Here is an 18,732-nt window from a genome sequence, read left to right as displayed (position 1 = left end):
CCTTATTCTGTACAGTCATTACGAGGTTTTTTTCAGTAAGTGGCTTTATCTTCATTTTTTTGACTTCTTCTTTTTTACTTTTTTGACCTGGAAAAAAAATTAAATATTTTAATGGAAAGAATAATTTTGTTTTTTTAAACACAAAAGAAATATTAATAGAAATTTTCGAATACAAGTTGGAGGGAACGTACTAAAAAAAATCTAAATGCTCCATTTTAACAGTCGTGGTTTATTGGTGCCAAACCAAAATATAAAATCATCAAAAGAGGAATTTTATGAGCAATTTGTTCAAATGATTTCCTCAGAGATGAGAAATGACTTATTCATAAAGTTCAAACAATATTCAGAGGATTTGGCTAAACAAACAAAAATAATGAATCCATTGCAATGGATAGACGGGTCCTTCACAACAAAGGAACTACACCCAAACGATATTGACTTGGTTACGTTTATACCTTACGATATTGTTGATAAGCTTGGAAATAATCTCAATCCCTATAAATATCCCGAATCAATTGAAAATTATGGGTTAGACGGTTATATTGTAAGAGTTTATCCACAAGGCCATGATAGTTATGGTCTTTATGCGGGAGATAGGTCTTATTGGATGGATCATTTCACAAAAACAAAAATTAGCAGAAGAGGAAAAAAATTTCCAAAGGGTTTCTTGGAAATAGGAACAGAAACTTACCAAACGAAAAATGAACAGTTCTAAATTATATCGACTGATTGACCTTATTGAGGAAATCAAAAAGATAGATGAGATTATTTTGATACACAAGAATCAAGGAAATGATGATTTCATGTCATCCCAATATGAATCCAAGAAGTCAAAGCTCATGAAAGAATTGATTTCAGACTTGGCAGCTAATTCGAATGAATCTCCTGAAGTATTTAAAACAATTGAAAAAATCATTTTTAAGTTCTATCCCAATGAATCCCCCAAGAAACATAGTGATCTTGATCAACTGGTAGCTGCTATTGGTTGAAGATATTAGGGGGTCATGAAGGTGACGATTGAGGAAATTTCGGTCAGAGATTCTATTTTAGAATGCGGGTCTTTTTACCGAAATGTGGAACGGGGAACCAAAATCGGAAAATTGATTATAGATGTTCTATTTCGTGAGTAACGTCCAATTCATTTTTCTTTCATTTTCTCTCTTACTTTTTTGCTTGACCAAAAAAGTAACAAAAAAGTCAAGACAATGAGATCCTATCAGCGCGCGTGGCCAAGCCGGCCCGGCTCATTGTCTTCCTCCCCACTATCCTACTGACATAAGATTGGAGTTAAAATAAGTTTTTTTTATTGCAGCCCTGCAAGAGCCTGCCCCGAGTATCGGGAGCAAAATATGGGTAGCCCCGGGTAAGGTGCTTTGAAAAATCTTTCTGTTTCTACTAAGCTGCATGCACCGCAACCTGGGGTCATGAAGGTGACGAAGGAATAATTTCGGTCATAGATTCTATTTTGGAATGCTGGTCTCTTTACCGAAATGTGGAATACAAACCCTATTTGGGCATCTTCCGTCTCCCGTCTTCCGTCTTCCGTCTTTTTGCCCCAATCCCCATTACTTCACTTCCACCTTAATGTCGGCGCATCTTTTGACCTTTGTGCGGAATTTGTAGTAGAGTTTGGTGTTGTGGGTTTTGTTGATGAGGATCTTATTGTTTACCCTCGCGGCATTTTGGAGGTCCTCAATGCTGAAACTGTCAAACCACCTGTCGGCATGGATGACAAATACCATGGAGGAATTATTCAGATTGCCATTGAAAATCCGGGGTGAGGGAGAATTGACAGTGTCAAACTTAAGGTCGAATTTAAGGTCTGATTCAAAGAGTTCCACAATCACAGGGATCACATCACTTTGGGGGCTGACATAGGTTGCCTCCAGGAAAACCGATGGTTTGTCATCAAAATCCGCCATATGGAATCTAAAATCAATGGCATCATAATTTCCTTCCGGAATATTTAAAAAGAAATCCTCGGATGCATCCCGGGTATCAAAAGGTACTTTTTTGACGGTGTTGTATTCTATTTCCAGGGTCTTGCTGAACCGGCTGTTTTCATTGAAGCCTTTGACGGTCAATTCCAGTTTTTTGATCAGCACAATTCCCTCGTGCATTACCAGAATGGGTTCTGTCTCTTCCAGGGGATTTTTGTCTAAGGGAAAATTGTCCTTGATTATAAAAGATAATCCGACACTACCTTCTTCCAATTGATTGGGCAAATTTTCGGGGGTATTATATTGAATAATCAGCATAGGGCTTTTCGTTGGGTTTTTAAATCAAAAGATAATCAGTTGTGGTTAATCCAAAATTAATATTCTCCGCAGACCAGGGCGTAAAAGAATATTTGTCAAAATCCTGAAATATTTGGTTCAAAAATTATGCCCTAGAATATTGTTTTTTCTGAGTTTAGTAATAAAAAAAGAAACTATGCCCGTACTGATTAATTTAGGTTTATTTCACGCAATTTCATTGATTTTACTATTTTAAAAAGCTGATATAGAATATCTTGAATTTCACTTCGGGAAAATCACTTGAAATTTACTGACTGCATTTTTTCAGGTTTGATTTGCAATAAAATGATTATCAAATCCAAGTAGGGGAGATGATAAAACAGAGATAAATAAAAGATGGAAAATATGTTTTTTTGTCTTTTTGAATACTAATTATACAGGTTTTCCGGTTTTCCTCGAGTAAGAATTTTACTCGGTATAGGAAGGTTTAGATTTAAGATTTAAGATTTTAGATTTAAGATTTAAGACCGGCCTGCCGGACAGGGAGGTTGGGGACTACCAATGACGTATATTGGAACGGCCGTCACCCTGATCCCGATAGCTCGGGAGAAAGCCTGCCCCGTCCCGATAAATATCGGGATTCGGGGGGTCTCCCAAGGTTCAGGAAAAGGGTTATTTTGACCAAAAGGGTTATATGCTTTTCCTGTAATTCAACCGTATAATTGTACCTCTGGAGATCCTTCTCCCGATAGCTATCGGGATCAGGATGACGGCTGCCTAGCAGGTGACTTGATGTCATTCCTATTCTTAACATTTTCAAAATGTTGGGGGCTCAGAATGAGGTTAAACCATTTGTCATTTCAGAATCTGGATGAGACCTCCTGAACTTCCACCTGATTTTGTCTGCATTCATCCCTCAATCCCAAGTTTTAAATCATCAATCTTCGGTCTATTTCCTTGTTTTTGGATAAATAAAAATTTGGATATTTCAATGCTCCGATTAAATTTGTTGCCTATGAGTAAAAAAATTACTCATTCGAAAAATCTTCCTTTTTGGGACTGAAAGGGCGAAGCTATGGGAAATACCATATTCATTGTTTAAAAAGCAATAAAGGGTTTATAAGCGATTTTTTTAAATTTTTAGGGCCGGTTTTGGGCTTTTACAGGGTTCGGAAATCCGGAAGTTTAGGATTGTCACTTTATTCCATTTTTATTTAAAAACTACCTGTAGCAGACAAAATTTTCAGTTTTTTTTCTTGCAAAATATTTTAATCATTTGATGACTCTAAACTTAAAACTCATCCCCGGCTATAGGGACAACATTAAATAGCAAAATCAGCTCGAGTAGCTACTCAAATTGTTTTTTCACCCAAAAATAAAAATCATGGAATCACCCAAATCACCCCAATCATCCGAATCAGCCAAAACAATCAGAATGATCGGTACTCCTTCGGGAAGGGCATTCGGATCGGCCGGTCAAAAAAGATCCAAAATCAAGGACCTGATCTCATTTCAGTTGTATTTTCTTTCAAAGGGGGGAATGTCCTGAATCCATTGCTAAGGACGCGGAGTTTGTTCCCGCAAAGGCGCAAAGATTGTTCCCGCAAAGACGCAAAGGCGCAAAGTTTGTTCCCACAAAGGCACGAAGACACAAAGTATGTTCCGGCAAAGACGCAAAGGCGCAAAGGTTGTTCCCGCAAAGGCACGAAGACACAAAGTTTGATTTGGTAGGGATGACGGCAGAGCGGTACATTTATCCTTCATCCTTTACTCAGGGGATTCTTCACATCGCTGTAAAAATCTCAGATTGATTTAAGGATTTCGCAAAGCTCGTTCAGAATGACGGCAAGACGGTACCTTCAGCCTTCAGCCTTCATCCTTTCCCAAAAGCTCTTTCAGAATGACGGCATCCCAACCTTCATCCTTCCCAAAAGCTCTTTCAGAATGAATAGGAACCCTATGGTTTTTAAATCTAAAATCTTATCCGCCACGGCGGACGAGCATCTTAAATCTACAATCTTCACCCAATGATCATCGCAGGCGCAAGTGGACACTCTTTAGAAGTTTTGGATATACTGATTCAGGAAGGGGAGCAGGGGGAAATCTTATTCTTCGATCACAATGATCAGTTAACCGTTCATGGGCAGTATCCCGTCCTTAAAACCAATGAAGAATTGATTGCCTCTTTCCAAAAAGACAAGAGGTTTGTGCTTGGTGTAGGCAATCCTGCGTTCAGGCTGAATTTGTATCGCCTGCTTCAGAAGTGTGGGGGAGAACTGATGGGGCTGCGTGGCAAAAACCTGGTGCTCAGTCCCTATGCCATTTTTGAAGAAGCTGACCTGATGAATATGGTTTTTGTCGGGTCAAATGCCCGGATCGGGAAAGGGACTTTGGTCAATACCGGCGCACAGGTGCATCATGAAGTGGAGATAGGTGAGTTCAGCGAAATCAGCCCCAAGGCAGTGCTGTTGGGTAATTCCAAAATCGGAAATCATACAAGGATAGGGGCCAATGCCTGTATACTTCCCGGTGTAAAAATCGGTAATCATGTAGTCGTGGGTGCCGGGGCCGTGGTGACCAAGGATATTCCGGATAAGGTGACGGTGGTGGGTGTGCCGGGAAGGATTTTAGATTTAAGATTTTAGATGCTCGTCCGCCGTGGCGGATAAGATTTGAGACACGAGAGGCGAGAGGTGAGAAGCGAGATCTGTCTGCCAGCAGGCAGGTTTAAAAAGTAAATATCATGGAATGCTCAATTTGTAAAAATGGCCATACAAAACCTGGAAAGGTAACTGTCACACTCGAAAGGGATAATACAATTGTTTTGCTTAAAGATGTCCCGGCTGAAGTTTGTCAGAACTGTGGGCACTACTATTTGGATTCCGCGACCACAAAATTAGTCATGGATAAAGCACAGGAAGCATATGACAAAGGTGCTGAGCTGGAAGTGGTTAAATTGAACGTGGCATAAATTATAGAAGCGAGATTCGAGAGCCAAAGCCTGCCCCGAGTATCGGGGAGCCAAAGCCTGTCCCGAGTTGGAAATGACACATGGTAACACTGAGAAAAAACTCTGAGAAACTCTGTGAAAATTAACTCCGTGCAACTGAAAAACATGGAAACAAACCACATCACCGAACAGATCCTGAAATGTGCCTTCAAAGTCCACTCAGCCCTCGGTCCCGGACTGTTGGAATCAGCTTACCAAGCCTGCCTAAAATACGAAATCATAAAGAGCGGATTGTATGTCGAATCGGAGAAGGCATTGCCATTGATCTATGAAGAAGTAAAACTCGATTGCGGATACAGATTGGATTTGTTGGTGGAAAAGGAAGTCATAGTAGAATTGAAAACAGTAGAGTTCTTTACTGATGTCCACCTTGCGCAGGTCCTTACCTATTTAAAGATTTCCAATAAAAAAGTAGGCCTGCTAATCAACTTCAATACAAAAAGTTTGAGGGACGGGATTAAGAGGGTAGTACTGTGAAAATGGAGTTACACAGAGTCACACGGAGTTTAGCACAGAGTAACACTGAGTAAAAACTCTGAGAAACTCTGTCAATATTAACTCCGTGAAACTCTGTGCAACTTACCTCCACGCAACTCTGTGCAACTTACCTCTTTGAAACTTAAATATGCCATCAACAAACCTCATCCACCTTTCCATCCTTACAGGGATTTTTGTATTGGTGAATGGGTTGTGGTTTTGGAAAATGGGGGTGATGACCGATGATGATACTTGGGGGTATTTGCAGTATGCGGCTGAAATAAGGGAAAATGGGATCTTCTTCAAACCTCACCTTTTTTGGTATATCGGTTATGTGCTGTTTATCCTTGGGGCAAACAGCTTTATTCCCGGATTGGGCGGGATAGTTTTCTTCCAGTATGTATTGGCTTATATTGCCTTGATTGCCTTGTATTTTGCTGCTATCAACCTTTACCAAAACCCAAAAGCCGCGCTGCTTACGGGAATCTGGTTTTTGGGTTTTATCATGATTTCCTTTTGGAATCTTTTTCTCTATGCAGAATCCTTGATGATCAGTTTGTATTGTCTCAGCTTTTTCTTCCTTTCCCAAGCTTATAGGGGTAACCTGAATACCTTTCAAGGGACTCTGGGTACCCTTATCCTGATATGGGCTATAATGGTCAAGCCGACAGGGGTGGCCTTATTGGCGGGACTGATGGCGGTGATGATAGCCTTTGCATGGAAAAGAATTTCTGCCTTGGGCTGGAAACTCGCTTTTAGTGCTTCCATTATTATAGGCTTGCTCCTTTTGGTGAATCAAATGCTGGGAACTTTTGGAATCGTGGCGGCGTACCAAAACGGGGAAGTAGTCTATAATATCCATAAAATGGCCCATATGGATTATGCTTCATTCCTGATGGTATCGGTGCCGGATAACTTATCCTTACCCGCAGCAGATTGGAGTCCATTGCGCAAGATGGTTTATCTCTGGATATTCAATCCCCTTTATTCGCTGCAACTCTTTGGCACAAAGCTGTTTTATTACCTGATGTATATAAGACCTTATTATTCCTGGAGCCACAATATCCTTGCCCTATGCGCACTTATTCCCATGTATGTGGCCTTTGCCCGAGCCATCAGGGGTAATGCTCTTGGATCTTATGCTAAAGTTTTTTCATTGACGCTGATTGGCTTCTCCGCTCTGAGCGTGGCACTACTGTCCGACAACTGGAACTCCCGCTTTCTGATGCCGGTATTGCCTTTGGTGTTTTTGGTGGGGGGGAACAGCATGGTTAAATGGAGGGTTTTGAATAGCGAATCAGTTAGATTCAGGTGAAAAATTCATTTCGTTTTTTTCTTATTGGGTGCATTTCATTTTTAATCCTTTCATGTCAAAATGATATTCCTAAACAACCGGGAATCTGTTTTTCCTTTGATGATAATTATCTGGATCAATGGGTGGGAATTCTGCCTTTGTTGGAAAAATATGATGCAAAGGTTACTTTTTTTATAACAGGTGTGGGGAGTCTGAATGATCAGGAAAAAATCTGGTTGAATCAACTCCTGGAAGCGGGACATGAAATTGGTGCCCATGGGGAACAGCATCTTTCTATGAATTCCTATATCAAAGAAAAGGGTTTAAGAGCCTATTGGAATAAGGAAATAAGGGAGCATTTAGATTCATTTGATAAACTAGGTATTCAGCCAAAGACATTAGCATATCCTTTTGGAGAAAAAAATGTTTTCATTGACCTTTTTCTTCGGTTTAAATTTAATTCCGCAAGATCAGTGGTTAGATTAAATCCCATAAATGAATCCCTTGAAAAGGCGGTAACCAATTCCACACCAAGTAAATTTAGATATTATTCATTGGGAGTTGATAATCATGAATTTGAGGATTTGAATTTATTAGTTCCATTTATGGATAAGGCACAAAGGAATAATGAAGTGTTTTTTATGCATGCACATCAAATTGGACTTAATGGGGATTATCATATATCACCAATTAGGCTTGAAAAAATCTTGGAAATGGCCCAATTGAGAGATATGAGATTTTTTACATTCAATCAATTGAATTAAAGGCTTAAGCCCAAAACCATTAAAATTTTAAAATAACCTAATCTAAAAAAACTTGATCCCCGTAACAAAACCCTTTCTGCCCCCACGTGAGGAATATGACCGCTATCTGGATGGAATCTGGGAGCGCAATTGGCTGACCAATAATGGTCCCCTGGTCAATGAACTGGAACTTAGACTTAAGGAACACCTTGGTCTAGACCATTTACTATTTGTCTCAAATGGTACTATAGCAATTCAGTTGGCTATCAAAGCTTTGGGACTGAAAGGTGAAATCATTACCACCCCTTTTTCTTATGTGGCCACTACCACCAGTATCATTTGGGAAGGATGTAGCCCTGTGTTTGTGGATATTCTACCTGATAAATTCACAATTAACCCGGATTTGATTGAGGCGGCGATCACTCCAAATACTTCTGCGATTTTGGCAACGCATGTCTATGGCATTCCCTGCGAAGTGGAAAAGATCCAAAAGATTGCGGAAAAACATGGACTAAAAGTCATCTATGATGGGGCGCATGCATTTGGAGTGCAAGTAAAAGGCAAGTCTATCTTCGAATACGGAGATATCTCTACCTGTAGCTTCCATGCCACCAAGATTTTTCATTCCATAGAAGGAGGAGGAGTATTTACCAAAGATCCTGAACTCCTCAAACGCATGGTTCATCTTAGAAACTTTGGACATGATGGATTCGAGAAATTCAATGGAATAGGTATCAATGCCAAAAACTCTGAATTCCATGCTGGTATGGGTTTGGCCGTCCTCACACATCTAGATAGAATTTTAACCATTAAAAAAGAGCAAGTTAGATTTTATAAAGAATTGTTTAAAGGTTTGAAAGTTAGTTTTCCTCACACAAATGATGTCGAAAAATATAACTATGCCTATTTCCCAATTCTATTTCCGGATGTCACTATTCTTAAAAAAAGCATGAAAGCCTTAGAGGATAATGGGATAGGAAGCAGAAGGTATTTTTATCCTGGACTGAACAACCTTGATTATACCCAAGGAGATTGTCCTATATCAGACAATGTTTCAGAGAGGGTGCTTTGTTTGCCTTTATATCATAGTTTGACTAAAGAGGAGCAAAGAATGATAGCGAGAATTTTATTGAGGGCTCAAAATAATTGATACTATTAACCTACAATTTCCAGGAAAACAGGTTATGTCAAGCATTAAGAAATATATCAAAAATATCTCTCCGGTTTTTTTGATGGATATCTATCGATCTTTAAGGCCAAGAAAAAAGCTGGAAATAGATGGATTGTCTACTAAGGAAGTTTTTTCAAAGATTTATAAGGAAAATTATTGGGTGTATGGAAAAAGTGTTTCAGGAACAGGTTCTGATATCGATCAGACCAACGTCATCATCAGCGAATTGGAAAAATTATTTCAAGAGTATGAAATAAAATCTATTTTAGATGCTCCCTGTGGGGATTTCAACTGGATGAATCAGGTGAAATTGGAAGGTATCGACTATTTGGGAATCGACATCGTGGAAGAGTTGATTCAATCAAATAATTTTACTTATAAAAATTGCTCAGGCCTGGATTTCAAAACAGGAAATATCATTATCGATGAGTTACCCAAAGTAGATTTGATATTTTGTAGGGACTGTCTTGTACATTTCTCTTTTGCTGATATTAAGAAAGCATTAGACAATTTTAAAAGATCAGGCTCCAAATATCTCCTGACTACAAGTTTTATAAAACATCCAACAGCCAAAGATATCCAAACCGGTTTTTGGCGTCCAGTCAACCTAAATAAGTTACCCTTTTTTTTCCCTTCTCCTCTAAGGACAATCAATGAAAAATGTACAGAAGGTGGCGGAAAACATAAGGATAAGAGTTTGATATTGATTAGATTAGAGGATATATAAGAATGCTTTTTAACTCTTACGAATTCCTTGTCTTTTTCCCGGTAGTTTTCCTATTATACTGGTTTGTATTTCAGAGAAATCTGAAAGCACAAAATGCCTTTATTTTGCTCGCAAGCTATGTGTTCTATGGTTGGTGGGATTGGCGGTTTTTGGGTTTGATTGCTTTTAGTTCTTTGGTGGATTATATCTGTGGGCTGAAAATTGGAGCTGAAGAGGATACTTTCAAAAGGAAAGTTTACTTGGGCATTAGCTTGGGGGTGAATCTTGGCTTGTTGGGTTTCTTTAAGTATTTCAACTTTTTTATAGACTCCACAGTGCAGATGATCAACACCATGGGTTTTCAGGCCAATCCTTATTCCCTGCAATTGATTCTTCCTGTGGGTATCAGTTTTTATACTTTTCAGACGATGAGCTATACCATTGATATTTACAGAAGGCAAATGGTGCCGACCAAAGATGCGGTGGCCTTTTTTGCATATGTCAGTTTCTTCCCGCAATTGGTGGCCGGGCCGATAGAAAGGGCAGCTAATCTTTTGCCCCAATTCTTCAAAAAGAAAGTATTCGATTACAGCCTGGCCATGGATGGCATGCGGCAGATTCTTTGGGGGTTGTTTATGAAGGTGGTGATTGCGGACAATTGTGCGGTATTTGTCAATCAGGCATTCAATAATCCGGAAAGCCAACCTGCTTCAAATTTGCTGATAGGGGCGTTGTTTTTCAGTTTTCAGATTTATGGGGATTTTGGAGGCTATTCCAATATCGCTATTGGAACGGGGAAACTGCTAGGATTCAATCTGATGCAAAACTTTGCTTTCCCCTATTTCTCCAGAGATATTGCTGAATTTTGGAGACGCTGGCATATTTCATTGTCCACCTGGTTTAGAGATTATGTCTATATCCCTTTGGGTGGGTCTAAGGGAAGCAAATACCAAAGCCTCAGGAATATCTTTATCATCTTCTTGGTTTCAGGTTTCTGGCATGGGGCCAATTGGACTTTTATCATTTGGGGCGGAATCCATGCGGTTTTGTTTATTCCGCTTTACTTGTTTGGAAAGAATAGAGTCAATATTGGCATTGTAGCACAAAACAAAGCCTTACCAAACTTCTACGAATTGGGTCAAATGGGGGTAACTTTTTCATTGGTCACCATAGGTTGGATATTCTTTAGATCTCCTGACCTTAATTCGGCTATAGGTTATATTCAAGGTTTATTTGACATAAGCATTTTCCAAAAGCTCCAAATGGATATCCGGGTATATCTCTTTATGATCTTGGTCTTGATCTTTATGCTAATTGAATGGGGTGGAAGAAGGGAGGAGTTTGCGATACAGAAGATGGCTTTCCATAAACCTGTACTAATCAGGTATGGCTTGTACTATGGTTTGGTGATGGCAGTATTTTTATTTGCCAGAAAAGATCAGGAGTTTATTTATTTTCAGTTTTAAGGGATGAAAAAATTTATAGCGAAATGCTTAATTTTTTCAATAGTATTGATTTTCTCTTTTATAGGATTTTTTCTTTTTGAACAAGGGGATGTTGATCCATTTTACCAAAAATTGAGAGGATATGAAAAATCATCTTTGATAATAGGTACCTCAAAAGCTGCTCAAGGAATTCTACCATCTGTTATGGACGAAAGATTGAATTTGTCAGAATCAAACAGCCTACATAATTTTTCATTTACCGTTTACCACTCTCCTTTCGGTCAAACTTACCTTGATAGGATCAGAGAAAAATTAAGGGGAAATGATAAAGGTATTTTTATTGTGACAGTTGATCCTTGGAGTATTTCATCCGATTGGGATACCATCCAAAACAAGGAGATTTTTCAGGAGAAGGAAACATTCATGGGGAAATTACATTCCATGAATGGCTGGATTAACCTAGAATATTGTTTGCATTATTTTAGTGCTCAGTATATAGAAATATTGCTGAAGAAGTTCTCTACTACAAACAGCAAGCTGCATAAAGATGGCTGGTTTGAAGTCAATATTGCCATGGATCTGGATCAAGTGGAAAACAGAATAAATGACAAGGTACTAGAATATGATAAGCTTGCAGATAGTTATCGTTTTTCAAAAATAAGATTCGATTACCTGGTCAAAACAATCGAATATTTAAAATCACAGGGTAAAGTATATTTGGTCAGAATGCCTGTACACCAAAGGTTATTGGAGATTGAAAACGAGCTTGTTCCAAATTTCAACAATATTTTAAATCCCGTTATTCAATCTAACCAAATACCCTACTTGGACCTCACTCCAAAAAACCATGCCTACAGGTATACCGATGGAAATCATTTGTTCAAGGAAGATGCAAGAACGGTTTCCGGACAGATTGCGGAGTGGATAAGTGCTACGAATTAGACTATTTCAGAATATGATCAAAAAAATACTTAATAAAATCAAGCAGAAATTAAGCTTTAGAAACTCCGGCTATTATTGGGACGAGAGATACAAAAAAGGAGGAAACTCAGGCCCGGGTTCTTATGACCATCTCGCAGAGTTCAAAGCTGAAGTAATCAATGACTTTGTGAAAAACAACCAAGTTAATACAGTTATAGAGTTTGGCTGTGGGGATGGTAATCAGTTGAAATATTTTGAATTTCATCACTATACTGGTTTTGATGTTTCTACCGAGGCCATCAAGAATATCAAAGAAACATTTAAAAATGATTCTTCAAAGGAATTTTATCATTTGAGTGAGTATGCCAACCAAAAATCTGATTTGACACTTTCATTGGATGTGATCTTTCATCTGGTTGAGGACAAGACCTTTGAGGATTATATGATAAGGCTATTTTCAAGTGCGAAGAGATATGTGATTATTTATTCTTCGGACTCGGATGTACAGTATCCTATTCAGTCCATCCATGTAAAACACCGAAAATTTTCAGATTGGGTCAATAATCAAAAAATACCTTTCAAGTTAATAAAGCGCATCAATAATAAATATCCTTATGATGGCTCCAATGAAACCTCCTATTCGGATTTTTTTGTTTTTGAAAGAATATGAAAAGAATAATAAATCATATTAAGGGCTATTTTACCCATTTTAGTTTTTTCTATGACCACCTCAGGTATAGGCTATTTTTGACCATGGGATTAAATATCAGTGTTGGTCTTTTAGATGGTTTTGGCTTGGTGATGTTTTTGCCCCTTTTACAAATGGTGGATGGGAATGAGACCGGCAGTTCTGAAGATCTTGGGGGATTGGGATTTATAGTAGATGGGATCGAGAATCTTGGTTTCCAGATTAATCTAAAAACCGTTTTGATATTCATTCTTGTCTTTTTCAGTTTAAAGGGAGTTGCACGGTTTATTGAATCTTATTACAGGATAATAGTCCAAAATTATTTTATCAAAATATTAAGAATAAAAAGTATCAATTACCTAAAAAACTTTAGATATAAGGCATTTGTCGAGTCGGACTCAGGTAGAATCCAAAATACGCTTTCAGGGGAAATAAATAGGGTGAGTGGCGCAGCTAATTCTTATTTTATGGCTTTGCAGGGAGGAGTGATGGTCATTGTGTATTCTGTTTTGGCATTTATGGCAAATCCACAATTTGCCCTAATGGTTTTTATTGGAGGTATTATTTCGAATAGTGTATTTAAGTTTATCAATAGGGCCACTATTGAGGGCTCCAGAAAAGTCACCCAGGAGGGACATGATTTTCAGGGATTGTTGATGCAAAAAATAACTTTTTTTAAATATTTAAAGGCAACCGGTCTTATTGAAATCTACTCAAAAAAATTAGAAGAAATTGTAGAAAACATCAATACCAGTAATATTAAGATGGGGTATTATGGCTCAATTATGGTGGCTACAAGAGAACCCCTAGTGATGGCCATCGTGGTTTCTGTGATTCTAATTCAAACCTTGGTTTTCGGACAAAATATCGCATTGATTATTCTAAGTCTCCTTTTTTTCTACAGGGCGTTGACTTTCTTAATGAGTCTTCAATCATTCTATAATTCATTTTTGACAAATGCAGGGGCATTGGAAAATTTGCAAAGCTTCTTGAATGAACTTCTAGAGCAAAAAGAATTGCCCCAAGGACTAAAAGAGATTGTTTTTCAGGATACTATCCATTTAGAAAATGTTTCATTTTCCTACAAGGAATTGCCGGTACTCAAAAACATTGACCTTTCTATACACAAGAACCAAACAGTTGCTTTTGTAGGAGAAAGCGGAAGTGGTAAAACTACCTTGGTCAATTTGATTTGTGGATTGATTGCTCCTACGGAAGGAGAATTAAAAATTGATGGAATCCCAATCCCAAAAATCAATCTTTCAAGTTATCAATATAAGATCGGGTACATTACCCAAGAACCGGTAATTTTTTCGGATACAGTATATAATAATGTCACATTTTGGGCAGTAAAAACACCTGAAAATTTGGAGAAGTTTTGGAGTGTATTGAAAAACGCAAGCATTTCCGATTTCGTCAAAGAGCTTCCTGAAGGAGAGGATTCACAATTGGGATCAAATGGGATTTTAGTAAGTGGCGGGCAAAAGCAACGGATCTCAATTGCCAGAGAATTATATAAGGATATTGATATATTGATAATGGATGAGGCTACATCTGCATTAGATTCTGATACAGAAAAAATCATTCAGGATAATATAGAAATGCTGAAAGGGAAATTAACAATTCTTATTGTAGCACATAGACTGGCAACGATAAAAAATGCGGATAAGATTGTTTTGATTTCCAAAGGGGAATTAAAAGCCATAGCTGATTTTGAGAATCTAGTCAAGCAATCATCTCTGTTTAAAAAAATGGTTGAACTTCAGGAATTTTGAAGCTGTATAAATTAAAATCCAAAAAAGCAATTTGCTCATTTAAAAATATTTTTTTTAAAAATGCATAATTATTATTTAGTAATAATGGATAAAATTATTTTTAAAATTATATGACAATAAAATACATTTTGTTTTTCAAATCAATAAAATATAAATCATGATTAAAAGAAAATTAAAAAACCTTAAGGCTATAATTAAAAACAGGCTTTTTAAAAAGGAAATTGATTCATTTTGGATTCAAGAGGTGATGGTATATAAAACTCAAAACAGGATTCAAGTATTTGACAAATATTTAATGCGAAAAAAGGTGTTACACATTGGTTGTACTGATTTTCCGATTTTCGACCCAAAAAACAATCTTCATATTCAAATTTCAAATAAATGTAAAGAATTACATGGATTAGATATTGATTTTGAAGGTATAGAAGTTTTGAAAAAACATTTTGATGGAAAGTATTATACATCAATGGCAGAAGTTTCTGAGGATTATGACACTGTTTTAGTACCTGAAACTATTGAGCATGTAGAGAATATTAAAAAATTTCTAAATGAAATGGAAAAAATTAATGCTAGGAATTATATCATTTCTGCCCCTAATTGTTTCAATTCCCATTTTAAACATGGATTTTTAAATAAAAAAAACAATATCTTTAGAGAAATTATTCATCCAGACCATAATTGTTGGTTTAGTCCTTATACTCTTAAAAATGTAATTGAAAAATATACAAATCTTAAGGTTAAAGAAATTCATCTATCAAATTATAATTTAATGGTCATCTGCATTTGTGAAAGAAGATAGAAAACACATTCTTTTTGTTTGTTCTTGGCTTAATCATAAAAATAATGTTGGAAGTTTTTTTATAGAACAGGCAAAAATATTTGAGTCTGATTACGAAATCACTATGCTCAATTTTAAACCTTTTGGATTAATCGATTTTCTTAAAAATATTTTTTTTTTCAATACAGAATTTTATGATAAAGATTTGAATAAACCTTATATTATTTATGTGACACATTTTGACACCAAAATTTTCGGAAGATATTTTTCGGATTACCTAAAAAAGAAAGTTGTTTCTAAAGTTTATCATCTTATAAAATCAAGAAGAAAAAAAGTTGATTTAATACATACACAGAGCTTATTCAATTCATTTGAGTATGTTATGATTTTTAATAAATTGTTTAAACTAAAATATTTGCTTACCGAGCATAACCAATTATCTTTTTTTAATAAACCAAAGGATATTAAACAAAAGGTCATAAATTTTTTAGATAATTCATCTTATAATTTGGTCGTTAGTAATGATAAAATTAGGCAATTTTACACTAACGGCTTGTTTTATGATTTTTGGAATGTAGGCAATATGGTAAATGAAAAATTATTTTATTATAAATTTAATGAGAAAAGTGATAATATATTTAGAATTATAACAATAGGAGCTTACTCCAAGGTTAAAGATCAAACAACAATTTTGAAAGCATTAAAGATTTTCGAAAAAAAAATTGGTAGTAGAAAAACCACATTTACTTGGATTGGATATAATTCCTGGGGTATAGATAAAAATAAAGAGGTTAATAAATTGATTGAATCTTTTGGTTTCTCTAAAATTGAATTTATTTTAATTCCAGTTTTATCAAGAATTGAAATTCAGAGATATTTACAAGAATCAAATGTTTTTCTTTTTTCAAGTATTGTAGAAGGAATGCCAGTTTCGGTTCTTGAAGCGTTGGCTTGTGGAGTGCCGGTTATCTCAACAAATTGTGGTGGAGTTGATGAGTTGATAGATTCTGAAAATGGGAAAATTATTCCTCTTTTCGATTTTGAGAAAATGGAAGTTTTTTTAGAGAAAATTTTTCAAGGGGAAATTAAATTTGAAAAAAATAATATTTCTAAAAAAATTCATAATTTCTATGGGACACAAGAATTCAAAATTAGAGTTGAGTCTTTTTATAAGAAAGCTTTAAATAAGTAAAGGAAAATTAATAAATTATGAATACATGATTGTAGCAGGCGCAGGTGGGCATGCCTTGGAATTATTGGATATCTTGATTTCCGAAGGGAAGGATCAGAATTTATATTTTTATGATGACATCAATGATTTAATGTTATTCAAAAACAATTATCCTGTTATTCAAAAGAAAGAAGATTTAAATCAAATTTTAAGTATAGATTCTGAATTTTTATTGGGTACAGGTAATCCCAAGACCAGGAATTATTTCTATAATCTTTTCAAACAAATGGGAGGAATCCATATTTCCATCAAAGGTAAGGGGATTGCTTTCAGTAATTTTTCAAAGAGTTATGAAGCGGATATATTTAACCTGTGTTTTATTGGTGCAGATACTGAGATTGGAAAAGGCACATTGATCAATACAGGAGCGCAAGTTCACCATGAGGTCAAGATTGGAGAATTTTGTGACATTAATCCTGGTGCTGTTTTGTTGGGAAAATGTGAGATTGGTGATCTGTCCAATATAGGAGCGAATTCCACCATCTTACCAAAGATCTCTATTGGAAAAAATGTAATTGTAGGTGCAGGTTCTGTTGTGACAAAGAATGTACCGGATGATTGTATAGTTGTAGGAGTTCCTGCAAGAATTATTGAAAAATTTGAATAGAAATAGGAAGGTTTGGGTAGGGATTTAGTTTCAGTCTGCATGATTACATATAGTCATGGCTTATTTTTAGAAGAAGCGATCAATGGGGTATTGTCCCAACAAACAGATGCTGATCTTGAACTCTTGATTTCGGATGATAATTCTTCAGATGATACTGAGAAAATCGTCAGAGGATTCTTGGAGAATCATCCCAAAGGAAATGTTATCAGGTATGTAAAACATAGTGAGAATTTGGGTATGTCGGGCAATTTTGCATGGACTCTTCAAAATTGTAGCGGTAAATACATAGCCTATTGCGAAGGAGATGATTATTGGATTGACCCCTTAAAAATTCAAAAACAGATTGATTTCCTTAAAAACAATTCTGACTATGGGTTTTGTTGGACCCGATCCAAAATATACAACAACAATAGTTCAATTACACAAGATGACCCCAATTCAAAATATCTGGTAGAGGGAAATGATTTTGGGTTTGATTTTACTTTCGAAAATCTAAAAAATGGGTGGTACATGGTTATGCAGTCTCTTTTTTTTGAAAGTGACATGATTGAGGATTTACGAGCACATCGATTTAAATTTTTTAGAGATATCTATCTGATCGTTCATCTGTTGAATAAAAAGAAAGGGTATTGTTTGAATTTTTTCGGTTCAGTATACCGTGTTCATGATTCAGGTGCCTATTCAGGACAATCTAATTTGAATAGGGCTATTTCTGGTTACCAGGTTTACAAAGAATTATTTGAATTTCATCAGGACAACAAAGTGATATTTCATAAATACAAGAGCTTCACCAATCAAATAATATATGAATCCATGAAGCTAAAAAAATTCAATTTGGGATTAAGTAAAACCATAGAACTTGTTGGGTTTACCCATTCGCCAAAATATTTATTAAATTATTTTATTCTGTTTTTTTCAAATCTTTTCTCAAAATGAAAAATATAACTGCGATCATGCAGCCCTACTTTTTCCCTTATTTAGGATATTTCCAATTGATTAACGCATCTGATATTTTTATTTTATTGGATGATGTACAGTATATCCGTCATGGTTGGGTGAATAGAAACCGGGTTTTGAAACCGGAGGGGGAATGGCAATATATCATAGTACCCATTAAAGAGATTTCACGGGATACACTTATTCGGGATGTACAGATTGATGAATCAAAGGATTGGAAAGGTTTAATTTTGAGGCAAATGGCGCACTATAAAAAAAAGGCGCCATTTTATAAAGAGACCATTGACTTGGTAGATGAATGCTTTCAGATAAATCAGAATTCCTTGAGTCTGTTCAATTTCGAAACCGTCAAACTGATTTCAGCTTATCTGGAAATAAAAACCAATATGTTGGTTTCTTCACAAATGGATTTAGACTATTCAAGTATTTCGGTTGCAGGGGAGTGGGGCTTGGAAATCTGTCATCAATTGGAAGCTGAACAATATATCAATCCAATTGGTGGTAAAGCATTGTTTGATCCAATTAAATTCCAGCAGAAGGGCATTGACCTAAAGTTTCATTTGATAGATGACATCAAATACAAGGTCGGATGGAAAAATAATTTTGTACCTAACCTTTCGATCATTGATGTGCTGATGTTCAACTCCTTGGAAAAGGTAAATGAGATGCTCCATGATTTTAAGTTACTTTAG

Annotated in this window: 21 protein-coding genes; 19 read left to right on the top strand and 2 right to left on the bottom strand. The window is 36.2% G+C overall.

Going from position 1 to position 18,732, the window contains the following annotated elements; genetic code table 11:
- Positions 1–205 precede the first annotated feature (205 nt).
- Positions 206–715: a DUF6932 family protein gene (locus B9A52_RS23550; RefSeq protein ID WP_394334863.1), complete on the top strand. Its 510-nt coding sequence runs from the start codon at positions 206–208 to the stop codon at positions 713–715.
- Positions 702–989: a hypothetical protein gene (locus B9A52_RS23545; protein WP_084123023.1), complete on the top strand. Its 288-nt coding sequence runs from the start codon at positions 702–704 to the stop codon at positions 987–989. The genes B9A52_RS23550 and B9A52_RS23545 overlap by 14 nt, the downstream gene beginning before the upstream one ends.
- Before the next feature lie 576 nt (positions 990–1,565).
- Here the strand turns inward: B9A52_RS23545 and B9A52_RS23540 are convergent.
- Together B9A52_RS23540 and B9A52_RS23535 are read right to left on the bottom strand one after the other, a co-directional pair.
- Positions 1,566–2,258, bottom strand: coding sequence for a hypothetical protein (locus B9A52_RS23540; protein ID WP_084123022.1), 693 nt, complete (start codon positions 2,256–2,258; stop codon positions 1,566–1,568).
- Positions 2,259–2,820: 562 nt separating this feature from the next.
- Positions 2,821–3,051, bottom strand: a complete 231-nt coding sequence (locus B9A52_RS23535) for a hypothetical protein (protein WP_084123021.1) — start codon at positions 3,049–3,051, stop codon at positions 2,821–2,823.
- Positions 3,052–3,621: 570 nt separating this feature from the next.
- Here B9A52_RS23535 and B9A52_RS25765 point away from each other — a divergent pair.
- From B9A52_RS25765 to B9A52_RS23450, 17 genes are all read left to right on the top strand, one after another.
- A complete protein-coding gene (locus B9A52_RS25765; protein ID WP_157370278.1) occupies positions 3,622–3,786 on the top strand; it encodes a hypothetical protein in 165 nt (54 codons plus the stop codon).
- A 478-nt stretch (positions 3,787–4,264) separates the two neighbouring features.
- Entirely contained in the window at positions 4,265–4,882 is a 618-nt protein-coding gene (locus B9A52_RS23525; RefSeq protein WP_084123019.1) for an acetyltransferase, read from the top strand.
- Between the two features lie 98 nt (positions 4,883–4,980).
- A complete protein-coding gene (locus tag B9A52_RS23520) occupies positions 4,981–5,208 on the top strand; it encodes a type II toxin-antitoxin system MqsA family antitoxin (protein ID WP_084123018.1) in 228 nt (75 codons plus the stop codon).
- A 144-nt stretch (positions 5,209–5,352) separates the two neighbouring features.
- Positions 5,353–5,724, top strand: a complete 372-nt coding sequence (locus tag B9A52_RS23515; RefSeq protein ID WP_084123017.1) for a GxxExxY protein — start codon at positions 5,353–5,355, stop codon at positions 5,722–5,724.
- 148 nt (positions 5,725–5,872) lie between these two features.
- Positions 5,873–7,039 carry a hypothetical protein gene (locus B9A52_RS23510; protein ID WP_084123016.1) on the top strand — a complete coding sequence of 389 codons (1,167 nt, stop codon included), beginning with the start codon at positions 5,873–5,875 and terminating at the stop codon, positions 7,037–7,039.
- Positions 7,036–7,782: a polysaccharide deacetylase family protein gene (locus B9A52_RS23505; RefSeq protein ID WP_172805272.1), complete on the top strand. Its 747-nt coding sequence runs from the start codon at positions 7,036–7,038 to the stop codon at positions 7,780–7,782. Before B9A52_RS23510 ends, B9A52_RS23505 begins: the two co-directional genes overlap by 4 nt.
- 52 nt (positions 7,783–7,834) lie before the next feature.
- Entirely contained in the window at positions 7,835–8,911 is a 1,077-nt protein-coding gene (locus tag B9A52_RS23500; protein WP_084123014.1) for a DegT/DnrJ/EryC1/StrS family aminotransferase, read from the top strand.
- Positions 8,912–8,945: 34 nt separating this feature from the next.
- Positions 8,946–9,659, top strand: a complete 714-nt coding sequence (locus B9A52_RS23495) for a class I SAM-dependent methyltransferase (protein WP_197687261.1) — start codon at positions 8,946–8,948, stop codon at positions 9,657–9,659.
- Between the two features lie 2 nt (positions 9,660–9,661).
- A complete protein-coding gene (locus B9A52_RS23490) occupies positions 9,662–11,104 on the top strand; it encodes an MBOAT family O-acyltransferase (RefSeq protein ID WP_084123013.1) in 1,443 nt (480 codons plus the stop codon).
- A 3-nt stretch (positions 11,105–11,107) separates the two neighbouring features.
- Positions 11,108–12,025, top strand: coding sequence for a hypothetical protein (locus tag B9A52_RS23485; RefSeq protein WP_084123012.1), 918 nt, complete (start codon positions 11,108–11,110; stop codon positions 12,023–12,025).
- Positions 12,026–12,038: 13 nt separating this feature from the next.
- Positions 12,039–12,674, top strand: coding sequence for a methyltransferase domain-containing protein (locus tag B9A52_RS23480; RefSeq protein ID WP_084123011.1), 636 nt, complete (start codon positions 12,039–12,041; stop codon positions 12,672–12,674).
- Complete coding sequence (locus B9A52_RS23475) at positions 12,671–14,467, top strand: ABC transporter ATP-binding protein (protein ID WP_084123010.1); 1,797 nt, start codon at positions 12,671–12,673, stop codon at positions 14,465–14,467. Before B9A52_RS23480 ends, B9A52_RS23475 begins: the two co-directional genes overlap by 4 nt.
- A gap of 157 nt (positions 14,468–14,624) precedes the next feature.
- Positions 14,625–15,266 (top strand): methyltransferase domain-containing protein, encoded by a 642-nt coding sequence (locus B9A52_RS23470; RefSeq protein ID WP_084123009.1) that lies wholly within the window; start codon positions 14,625–14,627, stop codon positions 15,264–15,266.
- Positions 15,253–16,437: a glycosyltransferase family 4 protein gene (locus tag B9A52_RS23465; RefSeq protein ID WP_084123008.1), complete on the top strand. Its 1,185-nt coding sequence runs from the start codon at positions 15,253–15,255 to the stop codon at positions 16,435–16,437. The genes B9A52_RS23470 and B9A52_RS23465 overlap by 14 nt, the downstream gene beginning before the upstream one ends.
- Positions 16,438–16,462: 25 nt before the next feature.
- Complete coding sequence (locus B9A52_RS23460; RefSeq protein WP_084123007.1) at positions 16,463–17,083, top strand: acetyltransferase; 621 nt, start codon at positions 16,463–16,465, stop codon at positions 17,081–17,083.
- A gap of 39 nt (positions 17,084–17,122) precedes the next feature.
- Entirely contained in the window at positions 17,123–18,019 is an 897-nt protein-coding gene (locus B9A52_RS23455; RefSeq protein ID WP_084123006.1) for a glycosyltransferase family 2 protein, read from the top strand.
- Positions 18,016–18,732 (top strand): WbqC family protein, encoded by a 717-nt coding sequence (locus B9A52_RS23450; protein ID WP_084123005.1) that lies wholly within the window; start codon positions 18,016–18,018, stop codon positions 18,730–18,732. The genes B9A52_RS23455 and B9A52_RS23450 overlap by 4 nt, the downstream gene beginning before the upstream one ends.

The organism is Aquiflexum balticum DSM 16537, assembly GCF_900176595.1.
In the GTDB taxonomy this organism is placed as follows: Bacteria; Bacteroidota; Bacteroidia; order Cytophagales; family Cyclobacteriaceae; genus Aquiflexum; species Aquiflexum balticum.
Note: the sequence above shows the minus strand (reverse complement) of the source record. Positions and strands in the feature narration are given on the sequence as shown.

Coding starts and splice junctions, on each gene's coding strand:
- B9A52_RS23455 (WP_084123006.1), top strand. CDS start 17,123: ATGATTACATATAGTCATGGCTTATTTTTAGAAGAAGCGATCAATGGG.
- B9A52_RS23475 (WP_084123010.1), top strand. CDS start 12,671: ATGAAAAGAATAATAAATCATATTAAGGGCTATTTTACCCATTTTAGT.
- B9A52_RS23515 (WP_084123017.1), top strand. CDS start 5,353: ATGGAAACAAACCACATCACCGAACAGATCCTGAAATGTGCCTTCAAA.
- B9A52_RS23540 (WP_084123022.1), bottom strand. CDS start 2,258: ATGCTGATTATTCAATATAATACCCCCGAAAATTTGCCCAATCAATTG.
- B9A52_RS23480 (WP_084123011.1), top strand. CDS start 12,039: ATGATCAAAAAAATACTTAATAAAATCAAGCAGAAATTAAGCTTTAGA.
- B9A52_RS23460 (WP_084123007.1), top strand. CDS start 16,463: ATGATTGTAGCAGGCGCAGGTGGGCATGCCTTGGAATTATTGGATATC.
- B9A52_RS23495 (WP_197687261.1), top strand. CDS start 8,946: ATGTCAAGCATTAAGAAATATATCAAAAATATCTCTCCGGTTTTTTTG.
- B9A52_RS23525 (WP_084123019.1), top strand. CDS start 4,265: ATGATCATCGCAGGCGCAAGTGGACACTCTTTAGAAGTTTTGGATATA.
- B9A52_RS23535 (WP_084123021.1), bottom strand. CDS start 3,051: ATGTTAAGAATAGGAATGACATCAAGTCACCTGCTAGGCAGCCGTCAT.
- B9A52_RS25765 (WP_157370278.1), top strand. CDS start 3,622: ATGGAATCACCCAAATCACCCCAATCATCCGAATCAGCCAAAACAATC.
- B9A52_RS23450 (WP_084123005.1), top strand. CDS start 18,016: ATGAAAAATATAACTGCGATCATGCAGCCCTACTTTTTCCCTTATTTA.
- B9A52_RS23520 (WP_084123018.1), top strand. CDS start 4,981: ATGGAATGCTCAATTTGTAAAAATGGCCATACAAAACCTGGAAAGGTA.
- B9A52_RS23490 (WP_084123013.1), top strand. CDS start 9,662: ATGCTTTTTAACTCTTACGAATTCCTTGTCTTTTTCCCGGTAGTTTTC.
- B9A52_RS23485 (WP_084123012.1), top strand. CDS start 11,108: ATGAAAAAATTTATAGCGAAATGCTTAATTTTTTCAATAGTATTGATT.
- B9A52_RS23550 (WP_394334863.1), top strand. CDS start 206: ATGCTCCATTTTAACAGTCGTGGTTTATTGGTGCCAAACCAAAATATA.
- B9A52_RS23470 (WP_084123009.1), top strand. CDS start 14,625: ATGATTAAAAGAAAATTAAAAAACCTTAAGGCTATAATTAAAAACAGG.
- B9A52_RS23510 (WP_084123016.1), top strand. CDS start 5,873: ATGCCATCAACAAACCTCATCCACCTTTCCATCCTTACAGGGATTTTT.
- B9A52_RS23545 (WP_084123023.1), top strand. CDS start 702: ATGAACAGTTCTAAATTATATCGACTGATTGACCTTATTGAGGAAATC.